This window comes from Mycobacterium sp. 1245805.9 (assembly GCF_001672915.1).
GTDB lineage: Bacteria > Actinomycetota > Actinomycetes > Mycobacteriales > Mycobacteriaceae > Mycobacterium.
Genome location: NZ_LZKR01000218.1, coordinates 58,874 through 84,539, shown reverse-complemented (window position 1 = coordinate 84,539; position 25,666 = coordinate 58,874). Strand labels below are relative to the sequence as shown.

At 64.7% G+C, this 25,666-nt stretch carries 20 protein-coding genes and 1 pseudogene; 15 read left to right on the top strand and 6 right to left on the bottom strand.

What is annotated here, in order from left to right:
- Nucleotides 1-12: 12 nt before the first annotated feature.
- From A9X00_RS28485 to A9X00_RS28465, 5 genes are all read right to left on the bottom strand, one after another.
- Nucleotides 13-948, bottom strand: coding sequence for a Ku protein (locus A9X00_RS28485; RefSeq protein ID WP_067161473.1), 936 nt, complete (start codon nucleotides 946-948; stop codon nucleotides 13-15).
- Between the two features lie 72 nt (nucleotides 949-1,020).
- A complete protein-coding gene (locus tag A9X00_RS28480) occupies nucleotides 1,021-1,929 on the bottom strand; it encodes a carbohydrate kinase (RefSeq protein ID WP_067161470.1) in 909 nt (302 codons plus the stop codon).
- Nucleotides 1,926-3,338 (bottom strand): mannitol dehydrogenase family protein, encoded by a 1,413-nt coding sequence (locus tag A9X00_RS28475; RefSeq protein ID WP_067161467.1) that lies wholly within the window; start codon nucleotides 3,336-3,338, stop codon nucleotides 1,926-1,928. The genes A9X00_RS28480 and A9X00_RS28475 overlap by 4 nt, the downstream gene beginning before the upstream one ends.
- A 121-nt stretch (nucleotides 3,339-3,459) precedes the next feature.
- Complete coding sequence (locus A9X00_RS28470) at nucleotides 3,460-4,317, bottom strand: HAD family phosphatase (protein WP_067161464.1); 858 nt, start codon at nucleotides 4,315-4,317, stop codon at nucleotides 3,460-3,462.
- Complete coding sequence (locus A9X00_RS28465) at nucleotides 4,314-5,840, bottom strand: mannitol dehydrogenase family protein (protein WP_067161535.1); 1,527 nt, start codon at nucleotides 5,838-5,840, stop codon at nucleotides 4,314-4,316. Before A9X00_RS28465 ends, A9X00_RS28470 begins: the two co-directional genes overlap by 4 nt.
- Nucleotides 5,841-5,971: 131 nt before the next feature.
- Here A9X00_RS28465 and A9X00_RS28460 point away from each other — a divergent pair, with 131 nt between their 5' ends.
- The 6 genes and pseudogenes from A9X00_RS28460 (at nucleotide 5,972) to A9X00_RS28435 (ending at nucleotide 15,124) form a co-directional block, all read left to right on the top strand.
- Nucleotides 5,972-8,227, top strand: coding sequence for an ATP-dependent DNA ligase (locus A9X00_RS28460; RefSeq protein ID WP_067161461.1), 2,256 nt, complete (start codon nucleotides 5,972-5,974; stop codon nucleotides 8,225-8,227).
- On the top strand, nucleotides 8,224-10,164 hold the full coding sequence (locus tag A9X00_RS28455; protein ID WP_067161458.1) for a fumarylacetoacetate hydrolase family protein: 1,941 nt from the start codon (nucleotides 8,224-8,226) through the stop codon (nucleotides 10,162-10,164). Before A9X00_RS28460 ends, A9X00_RS28455 begins: the two co-directional genes overlap by 4 nt.
- A 5-nt stretch (nucleotides 10,165-10,169) precedes the next feature.
- Nucleotides 10,170-10,646, top strand: a pseudogene (locus A9X00_RS28450) (CbbQ/NirQ/NorQ C-terminal domain-containing protein); the annotation flags it as partial.
- Between the two features lie 312 nt (nucleotides 10,647-10,958).
- The gene (locus A9X00_RS28445) at nucleotides 10,959-11,888 is read left to right on the top strand and encodes an alpha/beta hydrolase (RefSeq protein ID WP_067161454.1); all 930 of its coding nucleotides are present in this window, start codon (nucleotides 10,959-10,961) and stop codon (nucleotides 11,886-11,888) included.
- A gap of 875 nt (nucleotides 11,889-12,763) precedes the next feature.
- Nucleotides 12,764-13,894 (top strand): spirocyclase AveC family protein, encoded by a 1,131-nt coding sequence (locus tag A9X00_RS28440; RefSeq protein ID WP_067161451.1) that lies wholly within the window; start codon nucleotides 12,764-12,766, stop codon nucleotides 13,892-13,894.
- Nucleotides 13,895-13,909: 15 nt separating this feature from the next.
- Nucleotides 13,910-15,124 carry a cytochrome P450 gene (locus A9X00_RS28435; RefSeq protein ID WP_067161448.1) on the top strand — a complete coding sequence of 405 codons (1,215 nt, stop codon included), beginning with the start codon at nucleotides 13,910-13,912 and terminating at the stop codon, nucleotides 15,122-15,124.
- Between the two features lie 101 nt (nucleotides 15,125-15,225).
- On the opposite strand, the gene A9X00_RS28430 is transcribed toward A9X00_RS28435, so the two are convergent.
- Nucleotides 15,226-15,906: a TetR/AcrR family transcriptional regulator gene (locus A9X00_RS28430; RefSeq protein ID WP_067161445.1), complete on the bottom strand. Its 681-nt coding sequence runs from the start codon at nucleotides 15,904-15,906 to the stop codon at nucleotides 15,226-15,228.
- A 72-nt stretch (nucleotides 15,907-15,978) separates the two neighbouring features.
- Between A9X00_RS28430 and A9X00_RS28425 the strand changes: the two genes are divergently transcribed.
- Genes A9X00_RS28425 through A9X00_RS28385 form a run of 9 tightly spaced genes read left to right on the top strand, consistent with a single transcriptional unit; the run spans nucleotide 15,979 to nucleotide 25,658 of the window.
- On the top strand, nucleotides 15,979-16,989 hold the full coding sequence (locus tag A9X00_RS28425) for a hypothetical protein (protein ID WP_067161442.1): 1,011 nt from the start codon (nucleotides 15,979-15,981) through the stop codon (nucleotides 16,987-16,989).
- A gap of 52 nt (nucleotides 16,990-17,041) precedes the next feature.
- Complete coding sequence (locus tag A9X00_RS28420) at nucleotides 17,042-18,424, top strand: hypothetical protein (protein WP_067161439.1); 1,383 nt, start codon at nucleotides 17,042-17,044, stop codon at nucleotides 18,422-18,424.
- A gap of 1 nt (nucleotide 18,425) precedes the next feature.
- A complete protein-coding gene (locus A9X00_RS28415) occupies nucleotides 18,426-19,892 on the top strand; it encodes an acyl-CoA reductase (RefSeq protein ID WP_067161436.1) in 1,467 nt (488 codons plus the stop codon).
- Between the two features lie 6 nt (nucleotides 19,893-19,898).
- On the top strand, nucleotides 19,899-20,906 hold the full coding sequence (locus A9X00_RS28410; RefSeq protein ID WP_067161433.1) for an aldo/keto reductase: 1,008 nt from the start codon (nucleotides 19,899-19,901) through the stop codon (nucleotides 20,904-20,906).
- Entirely contained in the window at nucleotides 20,899-21,657 is a 759-nt protein-coding gene (locus A9X00_RS28405; protein WP_067161429.1) for an SDR family NAD(P)-dependent oxidoreductase, read from the top strand. The genes A9X00_RS28410 and A9X00_RS28405 overlap by 8 nt, the downstream gene beginning before the upstream one ends.
- A 25-nt stretch (nucleotides 21,658-21,682) precedes the next feature.
- Nucleotides 21,683-23,107: an aldehyde dehydrogenase family protein gene (locus A9X00_RS28400; protein WP_067161426.1), complete on the top strand. Its 1,425-nt coding sequence runs from the start codon at nucleotides 21,683-21,685 to the stop codon at nucleotides 23,105-23,107.
- Nucleotides 23,108-23,125: 18 nt separating this feature from the next.
- Complete coding sequence (locus tag A9X00_RS28395) at nucleotides 23,126-24,460, top strand: cytochrome P450 (protein WP_067161423.1); 1,335 nt, start codon at nucleotides 23,126-23,128, stop codon at nucleotides 24,458-24,460.
- Nucleotides 24,457-25,263, top strand: a complete 807-nt coding sequence (locus A9X00_RS28390; protein ID WP_067161420.1) for a TauD/TfdA family dioxygenase — start codon at nucleotides 24,457-24,459, stop codon at nucleotides 25,261-25,263. Before A9X00_RS28395 ends, A9X00_RS28390 begins: the two co-directional genes overlap by 4 nt.
- A 14-nt stretch (nucleotides 25,264-25,277) precedes the next feature.
- Nucleotides 25,278-25,658, top strand: coding sequence for a carboxymuconolactone decarboxylase family protein (locus A9X00_RS28385; protein ID WP_067161532.1), 381 nt, complete (start codon nucleotides 25,278-25,280; stop codon nucleotides 25,656-25,658).
- Nucleotides 25,659-25,666 lie beyond the last annotated feature (8 nt).

The following is a 25,666-nucleotide window of genomic DNA, read 5'->3' as shown; positions in this document are numbered from 1 at the left end:
CGCCCGGCTTGGTCAGGACTTTGCCGCGGCCTTTTTGGCGGGTGTCTTCTTGGCCGGCGCCTTTTTGGCGGCCGCCTTTTTGGCCGGGGCCTTCTTCGCGGGCGCTTTCTTCGCCGCTGCCTTCTTGGCCCCCGAACCGGCCCCGGCCTTGCCGTCGTCGGAGCGCGCCTTGACGCTGGCCTCCAGCTTGGCCAGCAGGTCAGAGACGTCCTCGGTCTCGTCCAGTTCTTTGGGCTGCTCCTCGACGGTAAACGCCTCGCCGCCTTCGAGTTTCGCCTCGATCAATTCCTGCAGCTGCTCCTGGTAGGTGTCGTGGTAACGGTCGGGGTTGAAGTCCTCGGCCATCGACTCCACCACCTGCCCGGCCATCTTGAGTTCGGCGGGCTTGATGTCGACCTTCTTGTCCAGCACGGGGAAGTCGGGGTCGCGGATCTCGTCGGGCCACAACAGCGTGTGCACCACCATCACGTCGCGCTTGCCGAAGTCCTTGACGCGCAACGCCGCCAGCCTGGTCTTGTTGCGCAGCGTGAAGTGAACGATCGCCATCCGATCGGTCTCGGCGAGCGTCTTGGCAAGCAGCACATACGATTTCGACGACTTCGAATCCGGTTCGAGGAAGTAACTGCGGTCGAACAGCATCGGGTCGACGTCGCTGGCCGGGACGAACTCGAGCACCTCGATCTCGCGGCTGCGTTCCTCGGGCAGGGTGGCGATGTCGTCGTCGGTGATGATCACCGATTGCCCGTCGGGCGACTCGAAGGCCCGGGCGATGTCACGGTATTCGACGACCTCGCCGTCCTTCTCGCAGATGCGTTGGTAGCGGATGCGGCCGTTGTCCTTGGCGTGCACCTGATGGAACTTGATGTCGTGGTCCTCGGTGGCGCTGTACACCTTGACCGGGACGTTCACCAGTCCGAACGCGATCGAACCCTTCCAGATGGAACGCATGTAAGTCAGTATGCCCACACCGCCCCCAGCAAAACAGCGCAGCCCGCCCGCACCGCGGACTTTCGGGTACAGCTAATTCGGTGGACGGGCCCGCAGGCTGGCCCGGTCGGGCAGCTCGGCGCCAGCGCGGCCGACCGTCCACGCCGACACCAGGCACGCCGATTGCAGCGCCGCCGTCAGCGCGTCGAGTCCGATCCGCCCCAGGGCGGCCCGCCGGGCGGCCCCCACCAAGTCCATTCCCCAGAGCGCGTCGAGCAGGCCGACCATGAACGCGTCACCGGCGCCGACGGTATCTACCACCTGAACCGGCTTGGCCGCCACCCGGACCTCGCCGGCCGCACAGAAAGCAACCGCGCCCCGCTCACCCCTGGTCAGGACGACGACCGCCGGGCCGGAGGCCAACCACGCCCGGGCCGTCGACTCCGGGTCGCGGTCCGGCTCGATCCAGCCCAGGTCCTCGTCACTGGCCTTGACGATGTCGCTGCGCTCGACGAGGCGCGCGATGCGGTCGCGGGCCAGATCCCGGTCGATGATGAGTGACGGGCGCACGTTGGGGTCGAAACTGACGGTGGCCGACACCCGATAGGTGTCGAGCAGCGCCGCGACCGCCAGGCACCCCGGCTCGCGCACGGCGGCAATCGATCCGGTGTGCACCAGCAGTGGCGGCCCGATTTCGGGCGGTCCGGAGACCTGCCATTCCAGGTCGAATGCGTAAGCCGCGGACCCGTCGTCGGCGATCGTCGCGACCGAGGTCGGTGTCCGGGTAGCGGAGGTACTCCCCGGAACAAGTTGTGCACCTGAGGATTTGACGTAATCAACGATGCGTCGGCCGTGCGGATCGTCGCCGATGTAAGTCAAGAAGTCGACGTCGCGACCCAGCTTGGCCAGTCCGGCGGCGACGTTGAGCGGGCTGCCACCGAGATGCTCGTCACCGTCGATGATGTCGACCAGCGCCTCGCCGATCACCAGCCCGCGGCTCATCGCACCAACGCCTCGAGCGTCGCCCGAGCCCCCTTGCGGTGCAAAGAATCCAGGGCCCAGCGGTACGCCTCGACAAACCGCGGTTGGTGGGCCAGATCGCAGAACAGCGCGGTGACCTCGATCAACCCAGTGGGATTGTGGTGCTGCGACCGGGCGATCGGGACGAGCGAGTCCGCCAGCTGATCCACCACCTCGTACGGCTTGCCCGACTCATCGACCCCCTCGGCGTAGCGGGCCCAACTGGCCACCGCCGCGGCCGCCAGTTGAACCGGCCCGCCGCTGTCCAGGTTGTCGCAGATGACGGGAAACAGCCATTTCGGAATGCGGTCCGACGAATAGGCGCACAGCCGCGCAACGGTGTCGCGGACGGCGGGGTTGGCGAACCGCTCGACCAGCGTGTGACCGTATTCATGAAGGTCGATGCCCGGCACGGGCGGCAGCGTGGGGATGGCCTCAGTCTCGAAGTAGGACAGCAGGAATCGGGCAAAGAGCGGATCACGCGCCGCCTCGTGAACGAACTTGAATCCGCACAGATGGGCGAAGTAGGCCAGGCACTGATGCCCCGCGTTGAGCAGCCGCAACTTCATCAGCTCGTACGGGCGCACATCGTCGACCATCAGCACCCCCGCCCGCTCCAGCGGCGGGCGACCATCGGCAAAGTCGTCTTCGATCACCCAAGCGGTGAACGGCTCGGCCACCACCGGCCACCGGTCGTTGACGCCGAAGTCACGCCGCACCTCCGCGGCCATCTCCAAAGTCGTTGCCGGAGTGATACGGTCGACCATCGAGCTCGGAAACCGGGCGTGTTCCGCCACCCACTGGGCCAGCCCGGGATCCAAGCGCTCGGCACTGGCGAGCACCGTGCGCTTGGCTACCTCACCGTTGCTCTCGATGTTGTCGCACGAGACGATCGTCGGCGCGGAGATTCCTTGACCGCGCCGCCTGGCGAGCGCCTTGGTGATCAACGCGAACGCCGGCCCGTCGGGATCGCGGTATCCGCCTTCGGTGATGGTCAGCGAAATGATCCGGGTGGATGCCGCAGCCAGCACCTCCAACGCCGCTTCCGGATCGTCCGGGGCGTAGCGGTAGTCGACGATCGAGCCGATCACCTGCGCGTCCCGGGTGCCGTCGGGATGATCCAAGATCAGCGTGTACAGCCCGTCCTGATCGTTGAGGACGTCGCGCATGGTCCAGTCGGAGGGCATCACCCCGACGCCGCAGATGCCCCAGTCGTATCCCAGGCCCTGCTGGAGCAGCAGGTTGATGTACGCGGCCTGATGCGCCCGGTGGAAATGGCCGGCTCCGATATGCGCGATGCCGACGGTCACGCTTTCGCGGTCATAGTTCGGAGCCTCGATCGGCAGCTTGGACAGCGACGCATTATTCAGATCGATCGGGCTAGCCACCATTGGCCAACTCCTCCCCGGGCCACTGCCCGATCTTTACTGGGCGCGCAACACCTATCGACGGTACGACGACGGCCGGCCGCAGCCCAGCCGCTTCGACCCCCGTCGCGGACCAGACACAGCCCTACGTTGGGGGAGAACCCACGGCCGGCACGGCCGACAACAGCAGGACATCAGCAAGGGCACGCCACGAATCGGTTATCGCGACCGCGCCGGCATCAATCAATTCCGCACGGCGGCAATCCCATTCGTCGGGTGGCACAAACATCAGGTTACCGACGCATGTGTACCCGGCTGCGACCGCGGAAGTCACGCCGGCCACGGAGTCCTCGATGGCCAGCCCCTGTTCCGCGGCAACACCGAGTACCTCGCCGCAATGCAGGTAGACCGCCGGGTCGGGTTTGCTCGTCGGCACCGGAAGAGAATCCTCCGCGCTGAAGGTCGCAGCCTCCGGCATCAGCGCGTCGAGGCCGGTGGCGGTGAAGCAGGCACGCAGGCGCTTGGTGGCGCTGGAGCTGACCGCGGCCAGTGCGTAGCGGCTCGCGAGCTCGTTCAACGGTTCCAGTACCTGCGGATCGGATGTCAGGGTGGCAGCCAGATGAGCGGTGACCCGTTCGCGCTCTTCACGCACCCACTGCTCGAGTTCGTCGGCGGACAACGCGTTGCCGCTCGCCAAGTCGCCCGCCGAGGCGACCACCGCTTCGGGGCGGCCCTCGGCCAACACCTGATCGAGCGGCACGTCGCACTGCACCGCCAGGTCGAGAGCCATGGCACGAAAGTTCTTCCCGACCGCCCGCTTACGCAATTCGTCACAGCTGAACGGAGCCCTCACCCCGAACCTGGCCAGGAAACGATTCGTCACCTCGGTCGACGCCTCGAATGCCGGTCTCTCCGAGCCGAACAGGTTGTCGTCGGCGTCACAGAGCAACGTGGTGATCGGCGCCGGATCGAATGGGCGCACAAAGGTCAGCCCGCCGTTCATCGCGCCACCAACTCTCGCTCGTCGTCGCGCATCGCATCCTGCAGCGTGGCCACCACACCGCGCTCGTCGATGTCCGTAATCATGTCGCCCAACCGCTCCGCAAAACCCGGAACCGCGCGCAGTTCGGCGAACATCTCATGCCCCAGCAGCGGTTCGGGGTTGTGCCGTGCCATGTCGGCCAACCTGGCGACGGGTATCGCCTGCGAGTCTTCGAGGCGGAACTTGCGCCCCCTGAGGTCGTGGCCGCGCATATAACGGGCCCATCCGGCCACGGCCAACATCAGCAGCGTGTGCGGCCTACCCCGTGCGATCGCGTCCTGCAGGGAGGGCAGCACAAACGACGCTATCTTGCTTGTTCCCCGTCGGGCCAGCCGCGACAATTGGTCGCTCATTCGGGGGTTGCTGAGCCGATCGAGCACCGTGCCGCGGTACTCGGGCGTGTTCATCCCGGGGACCGCGGGCAACAGTGGCTGAATCTCGTCGCCCAGTAGCCTCTCCACATAGTCGAAGATGACGCGATCCCGCATCGCTTGGTCGGTGCGCTGGTATCCGGCGAGTGTGGCCAAACATGCGAGCGCGATATGGGTTCCGTTGAGCACGCGGGTCTTGATCAACTTGTGGTCCCGGACGTCGGTCACGAATTCGGCACCCACCAGGTCGAGCGGTGGGCGCCCATTGCTGAAGGCGTCCTCGATCACCCATTGGGAATAGGGTTCGGTCACGACGGGCCATTTGTCGGCGACGCCGAAGGTCTGCTCGACGAACTTGCGCTCCGACTTCGAGGTTTGCGGGGTGATGCGATCGACCATGGTCGAGGGGAAAGCGACATGCGTGTCGATCCACCGGGCAAGGCGGGGGTCCTTCAAGGCCGCGAACGATACCAGCGCGGTCCTGGCCGGCTGGGTGTCGGCGGGAAAGTTGTCGCAACAGAGCACGGTGAATGGCGCGACGCCTGCGCGGCGACGGCGGTCGAGGGCTTCGGCCAGATATCCCCACGCGGTGGCATAGCCGTCGGAGGCGACGAGGTCGGCGCGCACGTCGGGGTGGTCGGCGTCGAATTGGTCGGTGACGGGGTTGAGGAAGTATCCGTTGCAGGTGATCGTCAGGCTGACGATGCGGGTTTCGGGGTCTGCCAAGGCGGCGCGGACCGCTGCGTTGTCGTTCGGTGCGTAGTGAAGGGAACCGATCGACCCGACGACACGGGCGGTTTGGCGGTCATGGCCGCGCTGTACCACGGTGTACAGCCCATCCTGGGCCGACAGCAAGTCTTTGACGTCGGGGGAATGGAGGCTGATGCCGGTTACCCCCCAACGATCCGAAATGCCCGAGCGGGCGAGGTCGTCGAAGTAGACGGCCTGATGTGCGCGGTGGAAGTTGCCCGCGCCGATGTGGACGACGGCCCGCTGAAGGGCCGACCTGTCGTAGGTGGGCACGTCGATTCGTTGCGAATGCAATTGCAGTGTGGCGTCGCTCAGCGGGACGCCCCCTTTTGGACGGCAGTCAGAGGCGATGGCATCAAACACCGTTTCCACTGTGCCTCGATGCGGTCCCTGGTTTAACCCTTCCGTGGTTGATGTCACAAAACCAATCGAAAGTGAAGCCGATTGTCGGTGGTCAGAGCAGTTAACAGCGTTGAAACGCGTAGGTTGACAGCATGGCAGCACGGGTGAAGCTCACCAACGCCGACAAGGTGCTGTACCCCGCCACCGGAACGACGAAGGCCGACATCTTCGACTACTACACGCGCATCGCCGAGGTGATGCTGCCGCACATCGCCGGACGCGCGGCCACCCGCAAGCGCTGGCCCAACGGCGTCGAGCAGGAGTCGTTCTTCGAAAAGCAGCTGGCGTCCTCGGCGCCCGACTGGCTGCCGCGAGCCAGCGTCACCCACCGGTCGGGGACGACGACCTATCCGATCATCGACAGCCTCGACGGGCTGGCCTGGATCGCGCAGCAGGCGGCGCTGGAGGTGCACGTCCCGCAGTGGCGCTTCGTCGCCGAGTGGACCCGAAGCAAGGCCGAGGAGCTCAAGCCCGGCCCCGCAACGCGATTGGTGTTCGACCTAGATCCCGGCGAAGGCGTGACGATGCCGCAATTGTGCGAGGTCGCCCACGCGGTGCGGGACCTGATGGGCGGCATCGGGCTGACCACCTTTCCGCTCACCAGCGGCAGCAAGGGGGTGCACCTCTACGCGCCGCTGGACAAACCGGTGAGCAGCAAGGGTGCCACCGTGCTGGCCAAACGCGTTGCCCAGCAACTGGAAACGGCGATGCCCAAGCTGGTCACCTCGACCATGACCAAGAGCCTGCGGGCGGGCAAGGTCTTCCTCGACTGGAGCCAGAACAACGGCTCCAAGACCACGATCGCGCCGTACTCGCTGCGCGGGCGCGAACATCCCACCGTCGCGGCGCCGCGCACCTGGGAGGAACTCGAAGACCCGTCGGTGGGTCAGCTGCGCTACGACGAAGTGCTCGACCGGGTGGCCCGCGACGGCGATCTGCTGGCGGAGCTCGACGCCGACGTGCCGGTCAGCGACCGGCTCAGCAAGTATCGCAGCATGCGGGACGCGTCGAAGACTCCGGAACCGGTGCCCGCCGCGAGACCAGTTACCGGCCAAGGCAATTCGTTCGTCATCCAGGAGCACCACGCCCGTCGCCTGCACTACGACTTCCGGCTGGAGCGCGACGGCGTGCTGGTGTCGTGGGCGGTTCCGAAGAACCTGCCCGACACCCCGTCGGTCAACCACCTGGCGGTGCACACCGAGGACCATCCCCTCGAGTACGGCTCGTTCGAGGGAAACATCCCCAAGGGCGAGTACGGCGCCGGCAAGGTGGTCATCTGGGACGCCGGCACGTACGAGGCGGAGAAGTTTCAGGACGATGAGGTCATCGTCAACCTGCACGGCAACCGGATCTCCGGGCGCTACGCGCTGATTCAAACCAACGGCGACCAGTGGCTGGCGCACCGGATGAAGGACCAGAAGGTCTTCGAGTTCGACACGATCACCCCGATGCTCGCCTCGGAGGGTTCGGTGGCCGCGCTCAAGGCCGGGCAGTGGGCATTCGAGGGCAAATGGGACGGCTACCGGCTGCTGGTGGAGGTGGATCACGGCGACTTGCGGATCCGGTCCCGTCGCGGCCGCGAAGTCACCAAGGAATATCCCGAATTACGCTCGCTGGCAGCCGATCTGGCCGAGCATCACGTGGTGCTGGATGGCGAGGCCGTGATTCTGGACGAGAACGGGGTGCCCAGCTTCCATGCGATGCAGAACCGGGGTCGCGGCGCCCGCGTCGAGTACTGGGCGTTCGACCTGCTCTACCTGGACGGCCGCTCGCTGCTGCGGGCGCGCTACTCCGACCGGCGAAAGTTGCTGGAATTCCTCGCCGCCGCAAGCAATCTGATCGTCCCCGACCTGTTGCCCGGTGACGGCGCCCAAGCGCTCGAGCACTCACTGAAGTACGGCTGGGAGGGCGTCGTCGGGAAAAGGCGTGACTCCACCTATCAGCCGGGCCGGCGTTCGGCGTCCTGGATCAAGGACAAGAACTGGAACACCCAGGAAGTCGTCATCGGCGGCTGGAAGGCGGGCGAGGGCGGGCGCACCAGTGGCATCGGCTCGCTGCTGATGGGAATCCCGGGCCCGGACGGTTTGCGCTTCGCCGGACGCGTCGGCACCGGTTTCACCGAGCGTGACCTGGCGAACCTGAAGAAGACGTTGGCGCCGTTGCAGACCGACCAATCCCCGTTCCACCCCCCGCTGCCGCGTCAGGACACCAAGGGGGTGACGTTCGTCGAACCGGTCCTGGTCGGCGAGGTGCGCTACAGCGAATGGACGCCGGATGACCGTCTGCGTCAATCCAGTTGGCGTGGGCTGCGGCCGGACAAGGAACCGAGTGAGGTGGTGCGAGAGTGAAGTGGTTGACCTTTCGAGGCAATGACGGGGAACGCGCCGGGGTGCTCTCCGGCGACACCATCCACGCCATGCCGGCGGGCGTGACGCTGCTCGACCTGATCGGACGCGGCGCCGACGGGCTGCGCCGGGCCGGCGAGGACGCGCTCCGTTCCCCCTCGGCGGTGGCGCAGCTCGCCGAGGTGACCGTGCTGGCGCCGATCCCGCGCCCGCCGTCGATCCGGGACTCCCTGTGCTTCTTGGATCACATGCGCAACTGCCAGGCCGCGATGGGCGGCGGCCGGGTGCTCGCCGACACCTGGTACCGCATCCCGGCGTTCTACTTCGCCTGCCCCACAACAGTTTTGGGTCCCTACGAAGACGCCCCGACGGCACCCGGCAGTGCCTGGCAGGACTTCGAACTGGAGATCGCCGCCGTCATCGGTGTCAGCGGCAAGGACCTGACCGTCGAGCAAGCCGAAAAGGCCATCATCGGCTACACCATCTTCAACGACTGGTCCGCGCGGGACCTGCAGCAGCGGGAAAGCCAGCTCGCGATCGGGCAGGGCAAGGGCAAGGACAGCGGGGTCACGCTGGGGCCCTACCTGGTGACGCCCGACGAGCTCGAGCCGTACCGGCGGGACGGCAGGCTCGACCTGCAGGTGACCGCGTTGGTCAACGACCGCGTGATCGGCTCGGGGTCGACCGGCCAGATGGACTGGACCTTCGGCGAGGTCATCTCATACGCCTCGCGCGGCGTGCCGCTCACGCCCGGCGACGTCGTCGGCTCCGGAACCGTGCCCACCTGCACGCTCGTCGAGCACCTCAATCCCGCTGCGCTGGAATCGTTTCCGGGCTGGCTGCACGACGGCGACGTCGTCACCCTGCGGGTCGAAGGATTGGGGGAGACCCGGCAAACCGTGCGCGCCAGCGGCCCGCCGCATCCCTTGGCAGCCCGGCGCAACCCGGACGCCGCGCCCGCCCCGGTCCGGGTCAACCGGGCCCCGGCGAAGGTGCCCTACACCCGCGGCCTGCACGAGGTGGCCGACCGGGTGTGGGCGTGGACACTGCCGGACGGCGGGTACGGGTGGAGCAACGCCGGGCTGATCGCCGGCGACGGCGCGTCACTGCTCGTCGACACGCTGTTCGACCTGGCGCTGACCCGAGAAATGCTCGCCGCGATGCGGCCCGTCACCTCATCCGCTCCCATCACCGACGCCCTGATCACCCACTCCAACGGCGACCACACCCACGGCAACCAGCTGCTGGACGCGTCGGTGCGCATCATCGCCGCGCAGGGCACTGCCGACGAGATCGCGCACGGGATGGCGCCCGAGATGCTGGCCATGACGCAGACCGCCAACCTCGGCCCGGTCGCCACCCCGTACGTGCGAGATCGATTCGGGCACTTCGACTTCAGCGGCATCACACTGCGCAACGCCGACCAGACGTTCGATTACGAGCTGACGATCGATGTCGGCGGGCGCCGGATCGACCTGCTGAACCTGGGCCCGGCCCACACCGCCGCCGACTCGGTGGTGCACGTGCCCGATGCCGGGGTGCTGTTCGGCGGCGACCTGCTGTTCATCGGCTGCACCCCGATCGTGTGGGCCGGCCCGATCGCCAACTGGATCAGGGCATGCGATGTGATGATCGCGCTCGACGCCCCGATCGTGGTGCCCGGCCACGGTCCGGTCACCGATCCGGACGGGATCAGCGCGGTCCGTGGATATCTCGCGCACGTCGCCGAACAGGCCGAGGCCGCCTACCGCAAAGGCCTGTCCTGGTCCGAGGCCGCCGACACCATCGACCTCGGCGAGTACGCGACCTGGCTGGATGCCGAGCGCGTCGTCGTCAACGTCTATCAGCGCTACCGCGAACTCGATTCCAACACACCGCAATTGGAGGCAATGGCCCTGCTGGTGATGCAGGCGGAGTGGCTCGCCAAACACACCCCATGACCGGTCGCCAGCTTCCCATCGATCGTGTCGGACAAACAATGGATGCTGCACCGGGATTCGGACTCGCCGTGTCGTACAACCCCGGCTATCAGAGCGTGCTGAAGGATCTCAAGGACTTTACGCGGCAACGGATGGTCGCCATCGAGTTCGGGTTTCCCCGCCCCGAGATCGAGGAGGCGATCGTCGCACATGAAGCCGGAATTGGCCGCGCCACGGCCGGCGAGCTGGTGCGATTGGGCCGGGCAATCCGGCGCTCGGAGAGCCACGGATTACGCGAAGTCGCGTCCACTCGCGTGCTAATCGCCGCCGGACGGCTCGTCGCCGAAGGGTTGACCCCGTCAGTGGCCGCAACGGCCGCGATCACGGGCGCGCTGACCGACGACACGGCGGTCGGCGACGCTCTCACGATATCGTCGAGCTCTGCCCGGGTCAGTCGGAAAGATCGAGTCGGTGATGGCGTGCCCGCACCGAGGGGTGAGTGAACAATCATTGGGTCAAGACAGTGGGATCGGTGATGCTTATCGCGCCCGTCCTTGCGGTCGCGGCCTGCGATTTTTGGTGGCAGTGTTACCAATCCTGTGGCCGCCAGGGTCATTCCGATCATGCCGGGCTGGTGATTAACCCGGTGCCCAAGGCAAGATCGATGGCGCGCAGGCCAGTGCCGGGCGCTTCATGCAGGAGCTGGCCGATGCAATACCGGCTAGCTCACACCCAGTTGAATCGACCCCCCGCGTCAATCACCGCCGCGGTCGAACAGCCAGTAATCGCCGACACGACATCACGGAGGAAATGCGATGACCACGCAAGCCGAGGCTACCGCGCTGGAAAACATTGACCCATCGCTTCGCCGCCTCGCCCGGCTGCTGCCGTACCGTAACGGCCTGTTCGCCAGACACCTGCGGGTAATGCGAGCCCAAACGTCGTTCATGGGGCTGCTCCAGGCCGCGCGTGACGTCGACGTCGTCGCGGTTTCGCCCACCGCCAGCGTCCGAGTTCACCGGCCCCACGATCTGGCCGACAATTCACCGGCCGTGTTGTGGATCCACGGCGGCGGCTACATAGCGGGATGTGCCCGCATGGACGAGCGTCTCGTAGCCAAGACTGCGCATGAGCTCGGGGCGTCGGTCGTCAGCGTGGAATACCGGCTCGCCCCCGAGCATCCTTACCCCGCAGCATTGGACGACTGCTACGCCGCTCTGCGATGGCTGGCCGCGCGAGAGGACGTCGACCGATCACGAATACTGGTCGCCGGCGTATCAGCCGGTGGGGGACTAGCCGCAGCGCTGGCGTTGCGGTGCCTGGATACCGGACTTGTCGGTCTAGCCGGTCAGGTTCTGGTCTATCCGATGCTCGACGACCGTACCGTCACACGATCTACCCTCACCGGTGCTCGCGGATGGACGCCCGAAGACAACGCCTTCGGCTGGCGCAGTTACCTGGGTTGCGAACCCGCCGCCGAAGGCGTCAGCGCCTACGCCGCTCCGAGCCGCCGCAAAGACCTGACTGGGCTCCCGCCCACCTGGATCGGCGTCGGCACCGCCGACCTCTTCCACGACGAAAACCTCGACTACGCCACCCGTTTACGGCAAGCAGGAGTTTCCACACAACTTTACATCGTTACCGGTGCCTACCACGGATTCGATCAAGTACGCACCAAAAACCCTCTTGCGCAACGGTTTCACCACCACCGGCTGGCGACCATGCGCGACTTTCTCGCGACGTAATCCACCGCGGGGTGCCACACGTTTGTTGAACCGGCCTCGCAGCGGACCTCGCCGCCGCCACGCACCGCACCAACTCTCCTGCGATCCTTGGGGCGAGAACGCCGCCGCCGCCGCCCAGTAGGACCGAAGAAGATGAACAGTCTGCGACCCCGACCACCAAAACTGGTCCTGCCCGTCTACCGCCGGCGGCTGACGTGACGGCCGGTTACGGGCGACCCGTGACGAGACCGCACTTCGACTTGACTACGCCGTGAGGCGCGTCGACTGGCGCTACTCGACGATGCGCCGCGCGAGTGATAACAAATGGGTACGCAACGCCGCATCATTGAACGCGGCGACACGGGGATGCGAGACGCTGCCAATCATCCCTGAAACCATCGCGACTTTGACCAGTACCTCCGGACATGTTGGCGTGCGCAGGCCGCCGATGTTGATCTCGGCTTCCGATCCTCGGAACGATTGAAAAGGCCGGAACCGACACGGTGACCGTGCTGGACCTGGCTACCAAGCTGCCAACCTAGGACGAAAACTCGCGCGCGTACCGAGACCGCTGAGCGCCTGCACCGCCCCGGTTCGCGGGAATATTCCCAGCTCCGACACTCAAAGCATGGTGCGGTGCAGAGAGTTTCGCTAACACCAACAGGTCTTGACGCGCCTTTTCACCGTGCACATGATGTGCGGCCCGCGCACTGCGCCATTGACATAATCATACGATGTCGTAGAGTATTTTTTAACTACACGCGGTCGTGTGGTTATCGGCCCGGTGGAGAGGTTTAGTGACCTATGAGGCGACAGCCAGGTTCCCCCAACAAACCCGCTGCTTGCGAAGCCGTCCTGGCCCGGCGCTGCTTCGGATCGGGTAGGCGGGCCGACCGATGACCGCCGAACAAACGAAGCCGTCCGCTAGCGTTGCGCACACCGAAGCGCGTCGATCGCCTTCACTAACGGCTCTGTGGATCGTTGTCGCGGTCGTCACTGTGGGCCTCATCGCCTACTACGCCCGCACTGGAGCCGTCTCCGACAGGGTCCGTAACCCGGAGGTCAATGGGGCCCCGCGTCCCGTGCGCTACCTGTTCGGCATCAGCAGCTCGACGTGGATGACCGTCAGCCAGGTCGGCAGTCTCGTGTCTCTGGTGATATTGCTGGGCGTCTTTTTCTGGGCATGGCGACGCTGGCCAGCGCATCCGGTTCTGCTGATGTCCATCGTTACGACAGTCATTGTTTGGCAAGACCCGATCATGAATTGGGCCCCTTACGCCGTGTACAACCCGCAGCTCTGGCACTGGCCGGAGGATTGGCCGCTCGTCTCCCTGTCGCCCACCGTCGAACCGTTCATCGTGATCTTGTATGCCTTCTTCTATCTGGGCCCGTATTTTCCGTCGGTCTGGATCCTGCGCAAGATTCAGGCCAAACGGCCACTCGACTCGTTCGTCTGGCGCCATCCGCTGATTAGTTTGGCGGCCATCATCTACGGTGTCGGGTTTGTCTTCGATGCCTTCTTGGAGATCGCCAACATTCGGACCGGGCTCTACATCTACGACCAAGTGATCCCGTTCGGATCGGTCTTCACGGGAACCCCCTTCCAGTTTCCCTTGATATGGGAATCATCACTGGTCACATTGGTGATGATCCCGTCCGGTGTGCTGTTGTATCGCGACGACAGCGGGCGCACGGTCGCCGAAAAGCTGGCCCAACGAGCTCGCATCTTCGCCGGTCGCCCCGTTCTGGGATCGTTCGCGGTGATGCTCGTCATCATCAACCTCGCGTACTTCGCCTACGGCGCTGGCTTCGCGCTCATCAAATGGACTCGAACGGCCACGTCTGTTGCCTGCCCATGGCCCTATCCGGAGGCCAAAGTGTATGACCCGCAAGGGTTCTACGAAAAAGCCGGGGCGCCGGGACCATATTCGATGGGCATCTGGTCGACTTGGATGAGTGCCCAGCCCGATGGGCGGCCACATGTCGAGCCACCCGCTAACGGCGGGCCATGCACGCCCCGCGGATGAGCCTGGAGAGACAGAGTGCAACTGTTTGACGATCTCGAGGATTTCGGATCTTTTGACGACGCGGTCAGCGGCGATATCCGCGACCCGTATACGGAATTGGCGCGGCTGCGCCGCGAGGAACCGATCCAGCGGCTCGATGTCTCCGGGATGCCGCACGAGGAGGCCAAGCCGGTTTTCATCGCCTACCGCTACGAAGACGTCCAGCAGATCCTGCGGGACAACGAGACATTCTCCTCGGCGATCATCATCTCGGCGTTCGGCGATGTCCTGGGCAAGCGTGTCATGCTCGGGATGGATGAGCCCGACCACGGCCGCCATCGCGCCCTGGTATCAAAGGCCTTCTCCCAGAAGGCACTTGCCCAATGGGAGGACGGTCTGGTCGGCCAAGTCGGCAACATGCTGATCGACCGGTTTGTTGAACGTGGGCACGCGGATCTGGTCAAGGAGTTCACCTTCGACTACCCCACACTGATCATCGCGGGCTTGCTCGGCTTGCCCCGCGAGGACTATCCGCAGTTTCAGCGGTGGTCGATTTCACTGTTGAGTTTTGTCATCAACCCCGAACGCGGGCTGGCCGCCTCCAACGCGCTACGCGATTATTTCGCGCCGATCCTGGCCGCGCGACGCGCCGAGCCCCGCGAGGATCTGATCACCAGCCTGGCTACCGCGCAGATCGACGGCGAACAGTTATCCGATGAAGAGATCTTCTCGTTTCTGCGACTGTTGTTACCGGCCGGCGTGGAGACCACCTATCGGGCGCTCGGGAACATGCTGTTCGGATTGCTGTCCGACCCTGCACAACTCGACGCCTTGCGGGCGGACCGATCTCTGCTGCCGCAGGCGATCGAGGAGGCAGTCCGCTGGGAGCCACCATTGTTGACGATCACCCGCGTGGCCACCCGCGACACCGAACTCGGTGGTGTGGCGATCCCGGCCGGCGCGGCGGTCATGCCGATGCTGGGCGCCGCCAACCGGCAAGACGAGCGCTTCCCCGATCCCAACTGCTTCAACATATTCCGCCAGCCACGCGCCCACATTGGATTCGGCCACGGGGTACACGTGTGCTTGGGCATGCATCTGGCCCGATTGGAAATGCGCGTCGCGGTCAACCTGCTGCTCGACCGGTTACCAAACCTACGGTTGGACCCCAACAGTGCCGACCCCCATATCCGGGGACAGGTATTCCGCTCGCCCACGGCGCTTCCGTTGCTATTCGATCCGGCAACATAACGCATCATGACAAGGAGCCTCAGATCATGACAATCGGTCGCGGCACCACCATTCAGTACCCCCCGTAACGGCGTGCGCGGCTGGACCTTTTAGCACGACCCTCAGAGCGGTGAGCGCCGCTTTCGGGACGCGCGCGGTGGTGCGACGGGGTGCACGGGCCTGATGGCGCGCAGGAAAAGCTCGACCGCGCTTTTAAGGTGACGTTCCTGTTGCTTTTTGCTGCGATACACCCCAAAGTCAGCCAGGCGCGCGGGAAGCACCTGCACGAGTGTCAAGAAGTGCTCCGACCACAACTCGATGTCGTCGACCTCGATGTTCCCGGCGGCTTGGTGGTGGCGCAGCAGATCCATGACTGCCCGCAACCGCGGCGACCACGCCATCGTTTCCCCGCTGACGGAAAACTCGGGAAAGCGGCCAGATTCGTTCATCGCGATCCGCTGCAACCGCACCAGCTTGGGATCCGTGGCCCGTTCCAATGCATCTCGCGCAATGGCGGTCAACGCGGCGCCAAGGTCGTCACCGGCGGCGTCACCCACGAGATCGGGCTGTTCGTAACGCGACATCGCCCACGGGATCACGTCCATGAATACTGCGCGCTTGTCGGCATAGCGCGAGTACAAGGTCTGCTTGGTGATCCCGGCGGCACGCGCGATGGCCTCCATGCTGGCGCCGTCGTAACCGTGTTCGAGAAATGTGGCCACCGCGGCTTCGCGCAGTTGCTCATCGAGCCGTTCGGCTTCGGCCTGGGTGGGGCGCCCCGGCCGGCGACTTGTGGTGGTCATGGTCTTCCAATGGTAACTAAATAGACGGAATAGTATGATTGTACCGCGCTGGATGACAATCGAGGGAGTGAGATGGACGAGATCGACCTGTGGATCGACGTCACCGACGCGGCGCGGCTTGGCGAGGCAGCGACGATGGCGCTCACCGTCCACCTGCCCGAGCCGGCAGCGATTCCCGCGCGGCCTATCGTCTGCTTTGCAAAACCGGGGGGCGCGTTCGCCCGCGGTTACTTCACTTCCGATCTACCGGGACCCGCCAGAGGAGCTCAAGCGCGATGGCACGCTCAACGCGGATGGGTATTTGTCTCGGTCGACCACCTCGGCGTGGGCGACAGCAGCACCCACGACATGTCGCGGCTTGATTACACGACGTTGGCCGCCGCCGCCGATTCCGCCGAACGCGAAGTGCTGCGAATGCTTTCAAAGGGGTTGAACGGCAAGGAATTTCCCATTGTCAGTGACCCCGTGGTCCTCGGCCTCGGCCAATCCATGGGAGCAAGTACCGTGGTATTCCAGCAGGCCCACCACAGTACGTACGACGGAATTGCGGTCCTGGGCTTCGGCGTCATGGATATGCATGTTCCCGTCGCCCCGGGGGAGACCCCGTTAGTCCGGCCGTGGATCCCGCGCGATGCGTTCGACGTCGTGGTCAACGCCCGCCAGGTTGCCGCCGCCGGTCCCCAAGACGAACTGGCGAAGGCGATGTGGTTTTGGTTCTGGGACGACGTCGATGTCGCGACGGCGTTTCCTGGCTGGTACCAGGGCGCGGCGCCCTGGATTTCATCCACCGTTCCCGGGGTGGTTTTGTGTGCGCAGACACCGGGCGTGGTCTTCACGGAGGCCGCCGCGGTCGACGTGCCCGTACTTCTAGCGTTCGGCGAGCGTGATGTCTGCCTGGACCGCAGAAGTGAGCCTCGCGCCTACCAGTCGGCGCCGTCGGTGGACCTGTTCCTGTGCCCAGCAATGGGCCACATGCACAACTTCGCCGGTACGCGCGAGCTGCTGTGGACGCGCATCGAGAACTGGTCGCAGTGGGTCGCGGCGGCACAACGTGCATTGACATCCCGACGAGAGCATGTGTAACTTTAATTAGACGCGATCGTATGGTTACTCGCCCGTGAGGATAGGGGCTCTTATGACAACGTTGGATCCGCATAACGTCGCGACGTGGACCGAGCAGCCCTACGAGGAGCTACTCAACTTGTCGACCGAGGAGGTCGCCGATGTCCAGCAACAGGCGCTCAAAATTCGCTTCGAATCGCTACGCCCACAGCTGGAAGCACTCGACAAACTGGCCACGCAGCAAGGGGTCGACCGCGTCGAGGAAATCGACGATGTGCTGCCGGTCCTGTTCGACCACCGGGTCTACAAAAGTTACCCGTTGAGTTTGATCGAGAAGCGCCAGTTTTCGCGTCTCACCGTCTGGCTCAACCGCCTGACGACCCACGACCTCAAGTCAGTACCTTTGGATGGCGTCGACTCTGTCGATGACTGGCTGACCCGCCTCGACGAGCACGGCATGATCATCGGCCACTCCACCGGCACCACCGGGAAACTCAGCTTCATCCCACGCTCACGCACCGAATGGCCAGCCTGGCGCACCGATCACTTCGAGTCACTTCGCTTTACTACCGGACTCGACATGCGCACGGAGAAGATCCACAACTTCGCCGCCGGATACCGTTACGGCCACCAAATGATGGCCAAGCAGGGCATGCTTTTTGGCGCCGAGACCGCGGGCGGCGAGGCATGCCGGCACATGCTCTACGACTACCGGCTGTCCAGCGACCTGCTGTCATTGGCGGGTCGCATGCGTGCCGCCGAGGAGCGCGGCGAACTCGATCAACTTCAGATCGATCCCCGACTTCTCGAGGAACGTATGCAGCTCATCGAAGCCGCCAGCCACCGCGAAGAAGACCTTCAACACTGGTTCGAAAAGCTTGCCGTGGAGTTCCGTGGCCAAAAAGTGTTGGTGGGTGGGACTTCCGCCGACATGGTGCGACTCGCCCTGAAGGGCAAAGAAGTGGGACTGCAGGTTCAGTTCGCACCCGGATCGGTGCTGGCCGTAGGCGGCGGCTTCAAGGGATTCAAAGACGCGCCCGCCAACTGGAAAGAAGTGCTGCAAGAGTTCTTCGGCATCCAAAAGCTGGCCAGCTTCTATGGCATGTCGGAGATGATCGCGGCGAACCCGATTTGCGCCGCCGGCTTCTTCCACGTCGCCCCCTACACCATTCCGATCCTGTTGAACGAGGACGCGCAGCGCCTGCCGGCGGCGGGTACCCAGACCGGGCGGATGGCCTTCTACGACCTACTTGCCGAAACCTATTGGGGCGGCTTCATTTCCGGTGACCGTGTGACGATCACCTTCGACGGCGAATGTGCCTGCGGCTTCAGCAGTCCTCGGGTGCATCCCGAGATCACTCGATTTGCCGACCTGGCGGGCGGCGACGACAAGATCACGTGCGCGGGCACCGCCAAGGCCTACAACGACTTCATGGACTACGTCGGTGGGGCCTGACATGACGATCACCGCGCCCGAGGCGACCGTCCTCGACATCCCGATTATCATCCGTGGCCGCATCATCGAGCCCGGCGATGACGCCATCGAGTTCGGTGGCCGAGTCGGCGCTCGATTCCGTGCACCAGATCCGAAGAAATACGCCGACGAGCTCGCGCTCGCCGACGCCAGCGCGCTGCGTGACCTGCACGACACACCCATCGACGACATCATCGACTTCCTCGCCCAACTCGGAAAACGGTTGACGCTGGAAAACCCGTTGATGCAGACGGCGTTCCAGCTCGCGCTCGAGGCCGGTGATATGACCGAACCCGTGCTGCGGCCCATCTACGACGAATTCCCTAGGCTTTTCGACCGCGACCGGCTCAGCGGTCAGATTGACAAGGGAGTCGGCAAGGCCTACCTCGACGGGTGGGTCGACAAGGGGCGCCCCGGGCAGTCCACCATTCGCGTGCGCGCGATCGGGACACGGCAACTGCACATCATCGCCGGGAACGTCCCGATCACCGCCGGTATCACGGTCATTCGTGCTGCGCTTACCAAGGGCGACTGCCTGATCAAGACGCCGTCCAACGACCCCTACACCGCCGCCGCGATCGTGCGGGCGATGATCGAACTCGACCCCGATCACCCGGTGACCAAACATTTCGCCGTCGCGTACTGGAAGGGCGGCGACGAAGAGGTGGAAAAGCGTGTCATCCGCCCGTCACGCATCGAGAAGCTCACGGCATGGGGCGGGATGGCCTCGATGACGCACATCCAGAAGTACCTCGTGCCAGGCATCGAACTGATCGCCATGAACCCCAAGCTATCGATCTCCGTTGTCGGTCATGAGGCACTCGAAGACACCACGGCCATGCAGCACGCCGCTGTGGGAGTGGCGCGCATGGCCGGCTACTTCAACCAGACCGCGTGCTCGAGTACCCGGATTGTCTACGTCGAATGCGACGAGACCGACGAGAACCTGGCACGCCTGGAGCGTTTCGGTCAAGCTATCCACTCGGCGTTCTTCCTGCTTCCGCCATACGAGTCGACAGTCCCTAAATGCCCGGATAACGAACTGCAAGAAGAGATGTCGGCACTCGCGCTCGACGACGAGTTCTACCGCATCATCGGCGATGCCGCCAGCGCGGGCGTCGTCATCTCGCGTACCGCCGACGAACCCGTCGAATTCGCCGACCGCCTCAACAACCGGGTCGTAAACTTGGTACCGGTTCCCGATATCACCAAGGTCGCCCACTGGGTCAGCGAGGAAACGCAAACCGTGGGCATCTACCCCGAGCGCCTGCGCCTCCAACTGCGTGAGGAACTCGCCTTGCACGGCGTGCAGCGTCTAATGCCACTGGGGGAGATGTTCACCATGGCCACCGTAGATCCCGAGCAGACCTACGGCCTGCCGCATGACGGCATCGAGCCCGACCGCCGCTCGGTGCGTTGGGTCATCGACCAGTCCGCCCAGCCGCAGTAACGTCGAATGAAGCTTGGACGCCTGGGACGCAGCGGGTTGTATGTCTCCGAACTAGCCCTCGGCACAATGACTTTCGGCATGCCGGGCTGGGGATGCGACGAACCCACAGCAACCGCGCTCATCGGCCGCTATCTCGACGCGGGCGGCAACATCATCGACACCGCCAGCGGCTACCTGCTGTCCGAAGAAATCTGCGGCCGGGCACTGCGCGGCAAACGCGACGACGTCGTGCTGGCCACCAAGTTCGGCATGGCCGTGGGGAGCGGCCCGCACGCCCGCGGCGCCGGACGAAAGCACATCAAACAGATCTGCGAACAAAGCCTGCGCCAACTTCAAACAGACCGAATCGACCTGTACTGGCTGCACGTCGATGACCACGCCACCCCGCTCGAGGAAACGTTCACCGCACTCGACGACCTCATCCGCGACGGCAAGATCCTGTACGTCGGGGTTTCGAACATGCGCGCATATCGGCTCATGAAAGCACTCGGCGTGTGCGACCGGCTCGGCACCACCCGCCCGATCGCCTTCCAAGGCGAATACAACCTCATCGTGCGCAGCCTCGAGCGCGAGCACCTACAGCTCTTCGCCGATGAGGGCGTGGGTTTGATGAGCTGGAGCCCCCTGGCCGCCGGCATGCTCACCGGCAAGGTCAAACCCGGCGACACCACCGAAAACACCCGACTGGCACAACACGAGGTGCCCTTCGACGCATTTCACAAGAATGATCGCGGCTTTGAGATTGTCACCGTCGTTCAGAAGGCGGCTGCTGAACTCGGTTGCACTCCTGCACAATTGGCACTCGCGTGGCAGCGCACCCGGCCCGTGGCGTCGATCATTGTCGGTGCACGCACCCTGGAGCAACTCGACGACAACCTTGGATCACTCAAGGTGTCGATTCCCGTGGACACGCTGGTCGAGCTGGACCGGGCAACGGCGGTCGAGGGCGAATATCCCGGCGCGTTCATCGACACCTTCGAGCAGTGGTTCCTCAAGCGAGGCAAGGATGACTGAATCGGTGGACAAGATCGCGATCGTCACCGGCGGCGCGTCGGGCATCGGGCTGGGCATTGCCCGGCGTTTGGCCCGCGACGGCGCCAAAGTCGCGATCTTCGACCTTGACATCGCAGCCGCCGACGACGCGGCCACGAAAATTATCGCCGAGGGTGGTACGGCGATGGCTGTGCAGGTTGACGTCTCCGATCGGGGACGGATCCAGGACGCAGCCGACCTGGTCCGCCAGGCATTTGGCCCGATCACGGTTCTGATCAACAACGCCGGCATGGAGGGTTTTCAACCGTTCCTGAAGATCACCCCGGAAAAGTGGGACCGCCTGCTCGCGGTGAACCTCACCGGGACGTTCCACTGCTGCCAGATCGTGTTGCCGGACATGATCGCCACCGGATGGGGCCGCATCGTCAACATCTCCTCCTCGAGCACCCATGGCGGACAACCCTTTATGGCCCACTACGTCGCCTCCAAGTCCGGCGTCGTCGGATTGACGAAATCGCTGGCGCTCGAGTTCGGCCCCAAGGGCATCACGGTCAACACCATTCCCCCTGGCTTCATTGACACCCCGATGACACGGCGTAACGAAGCCGAAGGCAATCTCGGCGACACGGTGGAACATCACGCGGAAAAAACCCCGGTGCGCCGCGCCGGACGACCCGAAGACATCGCCGCGGCCTGCGCCTTCCTGGTGTCCGAGGAAGCCGGCTACATCACCGGCCAGATCATAGGCGTCAACGGCGGCAGAAACACATAATCGGCGCTGCACCTGGAATTTGACGATGACGACCACCGCCTCATTCATCGACGGCCGGCCGCTGGCGGCCCAAGACGTCTACGACAACATTGACCCCTCGACGGGCCGCTCGCTGGGTCCGGTGAGCCGCGGTAGCGGCGACGAGGTGGATCGCGCTGTCAGCGCCGCCCGACGCGCGTCGAGCGCGTGGTCACTCACAGCACCGGCCGAGCGGGCCCAGGTGCTGATCAAGCTGGCCGATCTGATCGATGCCGATCAAGAGCGACTCGCGGTGCTGGAAAGCCAGGACACCGGAAAGCCGTTAAGCCAGGCCCGCACCGATGCCGCCGTCGCAGCACGGTATTTCCGGTTTTACGGGCACGCGATCGACAGCTACTACGGCAACAGCATCCCGCTCACCTCGGACCTGCACGTCTACACCCGCCGCGAGCCGCTGGGCGTGACGGGCCACATCCTCGCCTGGAACTACCCCATGCAACTGCTCGCGCGGGCGATTGCCCCGGCGATCGCGGTCGGCAACGCGACAGTAGCCAAACCTGCCGACGAAACACCACGCACTGCAGTGGAATTCGCTGTGATCGCGATCACAGCCGGTCTGCCGGCTGGCGTATTCAACGTCGTCACCGGCCTTGGCGCCGAAGCCGGTGCCGCCTTAGCGGTCCATTCCGGGATCGACCATATCGGTTTCGTCGGTTCTGCCGAGGTGGGTTCGGCCGTGGCCCACGCCGCCGCCGAACGGGTGGCGCCCACCATCCTAGAACTGGGCGGAAAGTCGGCCCAGATCGTGTTTCCCGACGCTGACTTCGCGCGCGCCACCGAATTCATCGCCAAAGCGATCCTGCAGAACGCCGGGCAGACCTGCTCGGCCGGTTCGCGGCTGCTGGTACACGAGTCGATCCACGACCAGCTGCTCGACATGGTGCGCCAACGGTTCGACCGCGTCACCATCGGCCCGGGTCTGCACGACAAGGAACTCGGCCCACTGATCTCGCGCAAGCAACAACAGCGCGTCGCCTCGCTGCTCGCCGAGAACACCCGAGGGGAACTCATCTGCGGCGGGTATGTGCCCGACGCGGCCGCTTTGGCTGATGGCGCTTATTTCTCGCCGACCGTCATCGACAACGTCGATCCGGCATCGGTTCTCGCCCAGGAGGAGATCTTCGGACCAGTCCTGACCGTCAACACATTCGCCGACGAAGACGAAGCGATCAGCCTGGCCAACGGCACCGATTACGGGCTGCTGGGCGCAGTGTGGACCTCGGAGCTCTCGCGGGCCCATCGCCTTGCCGCCAGAATCCGGGCCGGCCAGGTCTATGTCAACACCTACGGCGCGGGCGGGGGAGTCGAGCTGCCCTTCGGTGGGTTCAAAAAATCCGGATACGGCCGCGAAAAGGGCCACGAGGCACTCGACGCCTACACCGCCACCAAAACCGTTGTCGTGCAACTGTAAACACAGAGAGACCAACTGATGACCGACTTCGACGCGATCGACTTTTTCACCGACAGATCGCTGATCACCGACCCCTACCCCTACTTCGATCACCTGCGCGCGCAGTGCCCGATCACGCGCGAGCCCCACCACGGCGTGCTCGCAGTAACCGGCTACGACGAAGCCGTCGAGCTATCCCGCGACGCCGAGTCCTTCTCCTCCTGCATCTCGGTATCGGGTCCGCTGTTCCCGCTGCCTTTCGACATCGACGGCGACAACATCACGCCCCAGATCGAGGCACACCGCGACGTGTTCCCGATGGCCGAACACATGGTCACCATGGATCCCCCCGCGCACACCCGTGCCCGCGCACTGCTGAGCCGCCTACTCACCCCGCGCCGGCTCAAAGAGAACGAAGACTTCATGTGGCCACTGGCCGACAGCGAGCTGGACAAGTTCATCACCACCGGAAAGTCCGAATTCCTGCGCGATTACGCCAAACCCTTCTCACTGCTGGTCATCGCGGACCTGCTCGGCGTACCCGAGGAAGACCGCGCCGAGTTCCGTCAAGTCTTTGACACCGTGGCCGGCCGACCCGGTGATCTCGACAACGAGCGCAGCGTCAACCCGCTGACGTACCTCGAGCGCAAGTTCACCGAATACGTCGACGACCGGCGTCGCAATCCCCGCGACGACGTCCTGTCCGGCCTGGCCGGCGCGACCTACCCCGACGGCAGCACCCCCGAGGCGATCGAGGTGGTTCGACTGGCCACCTTTCTATTCGGCGCCGGGCAGGAAACCACCGCCAAACTGCTCACCGCCGCCGTGCGATTTCTCGCCGAAGACCCGGCATTGCAACAACGCCTGCGCGCCGACCGAAGCCTGATCCCGAGCTTCATCGAAGAGACACTGCGTCTGGAAAGCCCCGTCAAAAGCGACTTTCGACTCGCCAAGTGCCACACCGAGCTTGGTGGTCGTGATGTGCCAGCGGGCACGGTAGTGATGTCGATTCTCGGCGCGGCCAACCGCGACCCTCGCAAATTCGACGACCCACACACCTTGCGTGTCGACAGACCAAATGTGCGCGAGCACATCGCGTTCGGCCGCGGCGTCCATGCCTGTCCCGGTGCCCCCCTGGCCCGAGTCGAAGGACGCATCACGCTCGAACGCCTACTGGACCGCACTACCGATATCAGGATCTGGCCAACGCAGCACGGACCGCCCGGTGCCCGCCGCTACACCTACGAACCCACCTTCATCATGCGCGGGCTTACCAGCCTGCACATCGAATTCACCCCTGCAACGACGCCGGGACATCGCCGCAACCAGGCGACCGACTCATCCCCCGAGGGGGCAGGAAGGCACATTCCATGATGCACACCGTCGCGCTCAGCCCTGAGCTTGGCGTCGAAGTCACCGGCGCGCTTGACCTTCTCGACCCGACCGTCATCGCCCGCTGCCGAGAAGCGTTGACATGGCGCGGTGTCCTGCTCATCCGCGGACTGCACCTGGATGACACGGAGCAGCTGGCGTTCAGCCGCGGGCTGGGCACCGTATTGGCTCCCGGCGGCCAAGAGATCTTCAAAGTCACCCTGGACCCCTCGAAAAACCCGGCCGCCGAATACCTCAAGGGCACCTTCAACTGGCACATCGACGACACCACCAGCGCTGTGCCCGCAAAAGCCACCATGCTCACCGCGCGCCACGTCGCCATGACCGGAGGCGGCACCCAGTTCGCCAATACCTATGCCGCATACGAAAACCTGCCCGACACAGAACGCAAACGGTACGCTGACCTACGCGTCGTGCACAGCTTCGAGGCCGCACAGCGACTGGTCAATCCCGACCCCAGCGCGAAGGAACTCGCCGCATGGCGCGCCCTTCCCCCCCAGGAGACGCCGCTGGTGTGGAAGCGCCGAGACGGGCGCCGCTCCCTAGTGATCGGCGTCAACGCCGACCACATCGTGGGCCTGGATCCGGCCGAGAGTGCGGCAGTGCTCGACGACTTGCTCACCTGGACCACCCAGGATCGGTTCTGCTACACCCACGACTGGCAGGTCGGCGACGTCGTCATCTGGGACAACACCGGCATCTTGCACCGCGCGTTGCCGTATGACCCGTCGTCGCGACGCACCTTGCACCGCACCACCATCGCCGGCGAAGAACCGTGGAGCTAGCTGAGGAGACGACCGTGGACAAGGCAACTTATGACACCGGGCTGCAGATTCGAAAGGCGGTGCTTGGCGAGGCCTATGTGGAGAAGGCGCTCGCGCAAGCCGATGACTTCGCCCAACCCCTACAGAACCTCGTCACCGAATACTGCTGGGGGGCAGTGTGGGGACGCGACGGACTCTCACCCAAGATCCGCAGCATGCTCAACATCGCCATGCTCTCCGTCCTCAACCGCCCACACGAGTTACGCATCCATATCCGCGGCGCCCAGACCAACGGAGTGACACCAGAGGAGATCCGCGAGATCCTGCTGCAGGTGGGGATCTATGCCGGAATACCAGCGGCGGTCGACGCATTCCGCATCGCCGGTGGAACACTGGCCAACCCCGCTCAAAGCTAGGGCGCCCA

Bases quoted from the DNA above. Each gene is read 5' to 3' on its own strand.
- A9X00_RS28485 (WP_067161473.1), bottom strand. From the start codon at position 948: ATGCGTTCCATCTGGAAGGGTTCGATCGCGTTCGGACTGGTGAACGTC.
- A9X00_RS28480 (WP_067161470.1), bottom strand. From the start codon at position 1,929: ATGAGCCGCGGGCTGGTGATCGGCGAGGCGCTGGTCGACATCATCGAC.
- A9X00_RS28475 (WP_067161467.1), bottom strand. From the start codon at position 3,338: ATGGTGGCTAGCCCGATCGATCTGAATAATGCGTCGCTGTCCAAGCTG.
- A9X00_RS28470 (WP_067161464.1), bottom strand. From the start codon at position 4,317: ATGAACGGCGGGCTGACCTTTGTGCGCCCATTCGATCCGGCGCCGATC.
- A9X00_RS28460 (WP_067161461.1), top strand. From the start codon at position 5,972: ATGGCAGCACGGGTGAAGCTCACCAACGCCGACAAGGTGCTGTACCCC.
- A9X00_RS28445 (WP_067161454.1), top strand. From the start codon at position 10,959: ATGACCACGCAAGCCGAGGCTACCGCGCTGGAAAACATTGACCCATCG.
- A9X00_RS28440 (WP_067161451.1), top strand. From the start codon at position 12,764: ATGACCGCCGAACAAACGAAGCCGTCCGCTAGCGTTGCGCACACCGAA.
- A9X00_RS28430 (WP_067161445.1), bottom strand. From the start codon at position 15,906: ATGACCACCACAAGTCGCCGGCCGGGGCGCCCCACCCAGGCCGAAGCC.
- A9X00_RS28425 (WP_067161442.1), top strand. From the start codon at position 15,979: ATGGACGAGATCGACCTGTGGATCGACGTCACCGACGCGGCGCGGCTT.
- A9X00_RS28420 (WP_067161439.1), top strand. From the start codon at position 17,042: ATGACAACGTTGGATCCGCATAACGTCGCGACGTGGACCGAGCAGCCC.
- A9X00_RS28415 (WP_067161436.1), top strand. From the start codon at position 18,426: ATGACGATCACCGCGCCCGAGGCGACCGTCCTCGACATCCCGATTATC.
- A9X00_RS28410 (WP_067161433.1), top strand. From the start codon at position 19,899: ATGAAGCTTGGACGCCTGGGACGCAGCGGGTTGTATGTCTCCGAACTA.
- A9X00_RS28405 (WP_067161429.1), top strand. From the start codon at position 20,899: ATGACTGAATCGGTGGACAAGATCGCGATCGTCACCGGCGGCGCGTCG.
- A9X00_RS28400 (WP_067161426.1), top strand. From the start codon at position 21,683: ATGACGACCACCGCCTCATTCATCGACGGCCGGCCGCTGGCGGCCCAA.
- A9X00_RS28395 (WP_067161423.1), top strand. From the start codon at position 23,126: ATGACCGACTTCGACGCGATCGACTTTTTCACCGACAGATCGCTGATC.
- A9X00_RS28390 (WP_067161420.1), top strand. From the start codon at position 24,457: ATGATGCACACCGTCGCGCTCAGCCCTGAGCTTGGCGTCGAAGTCACC.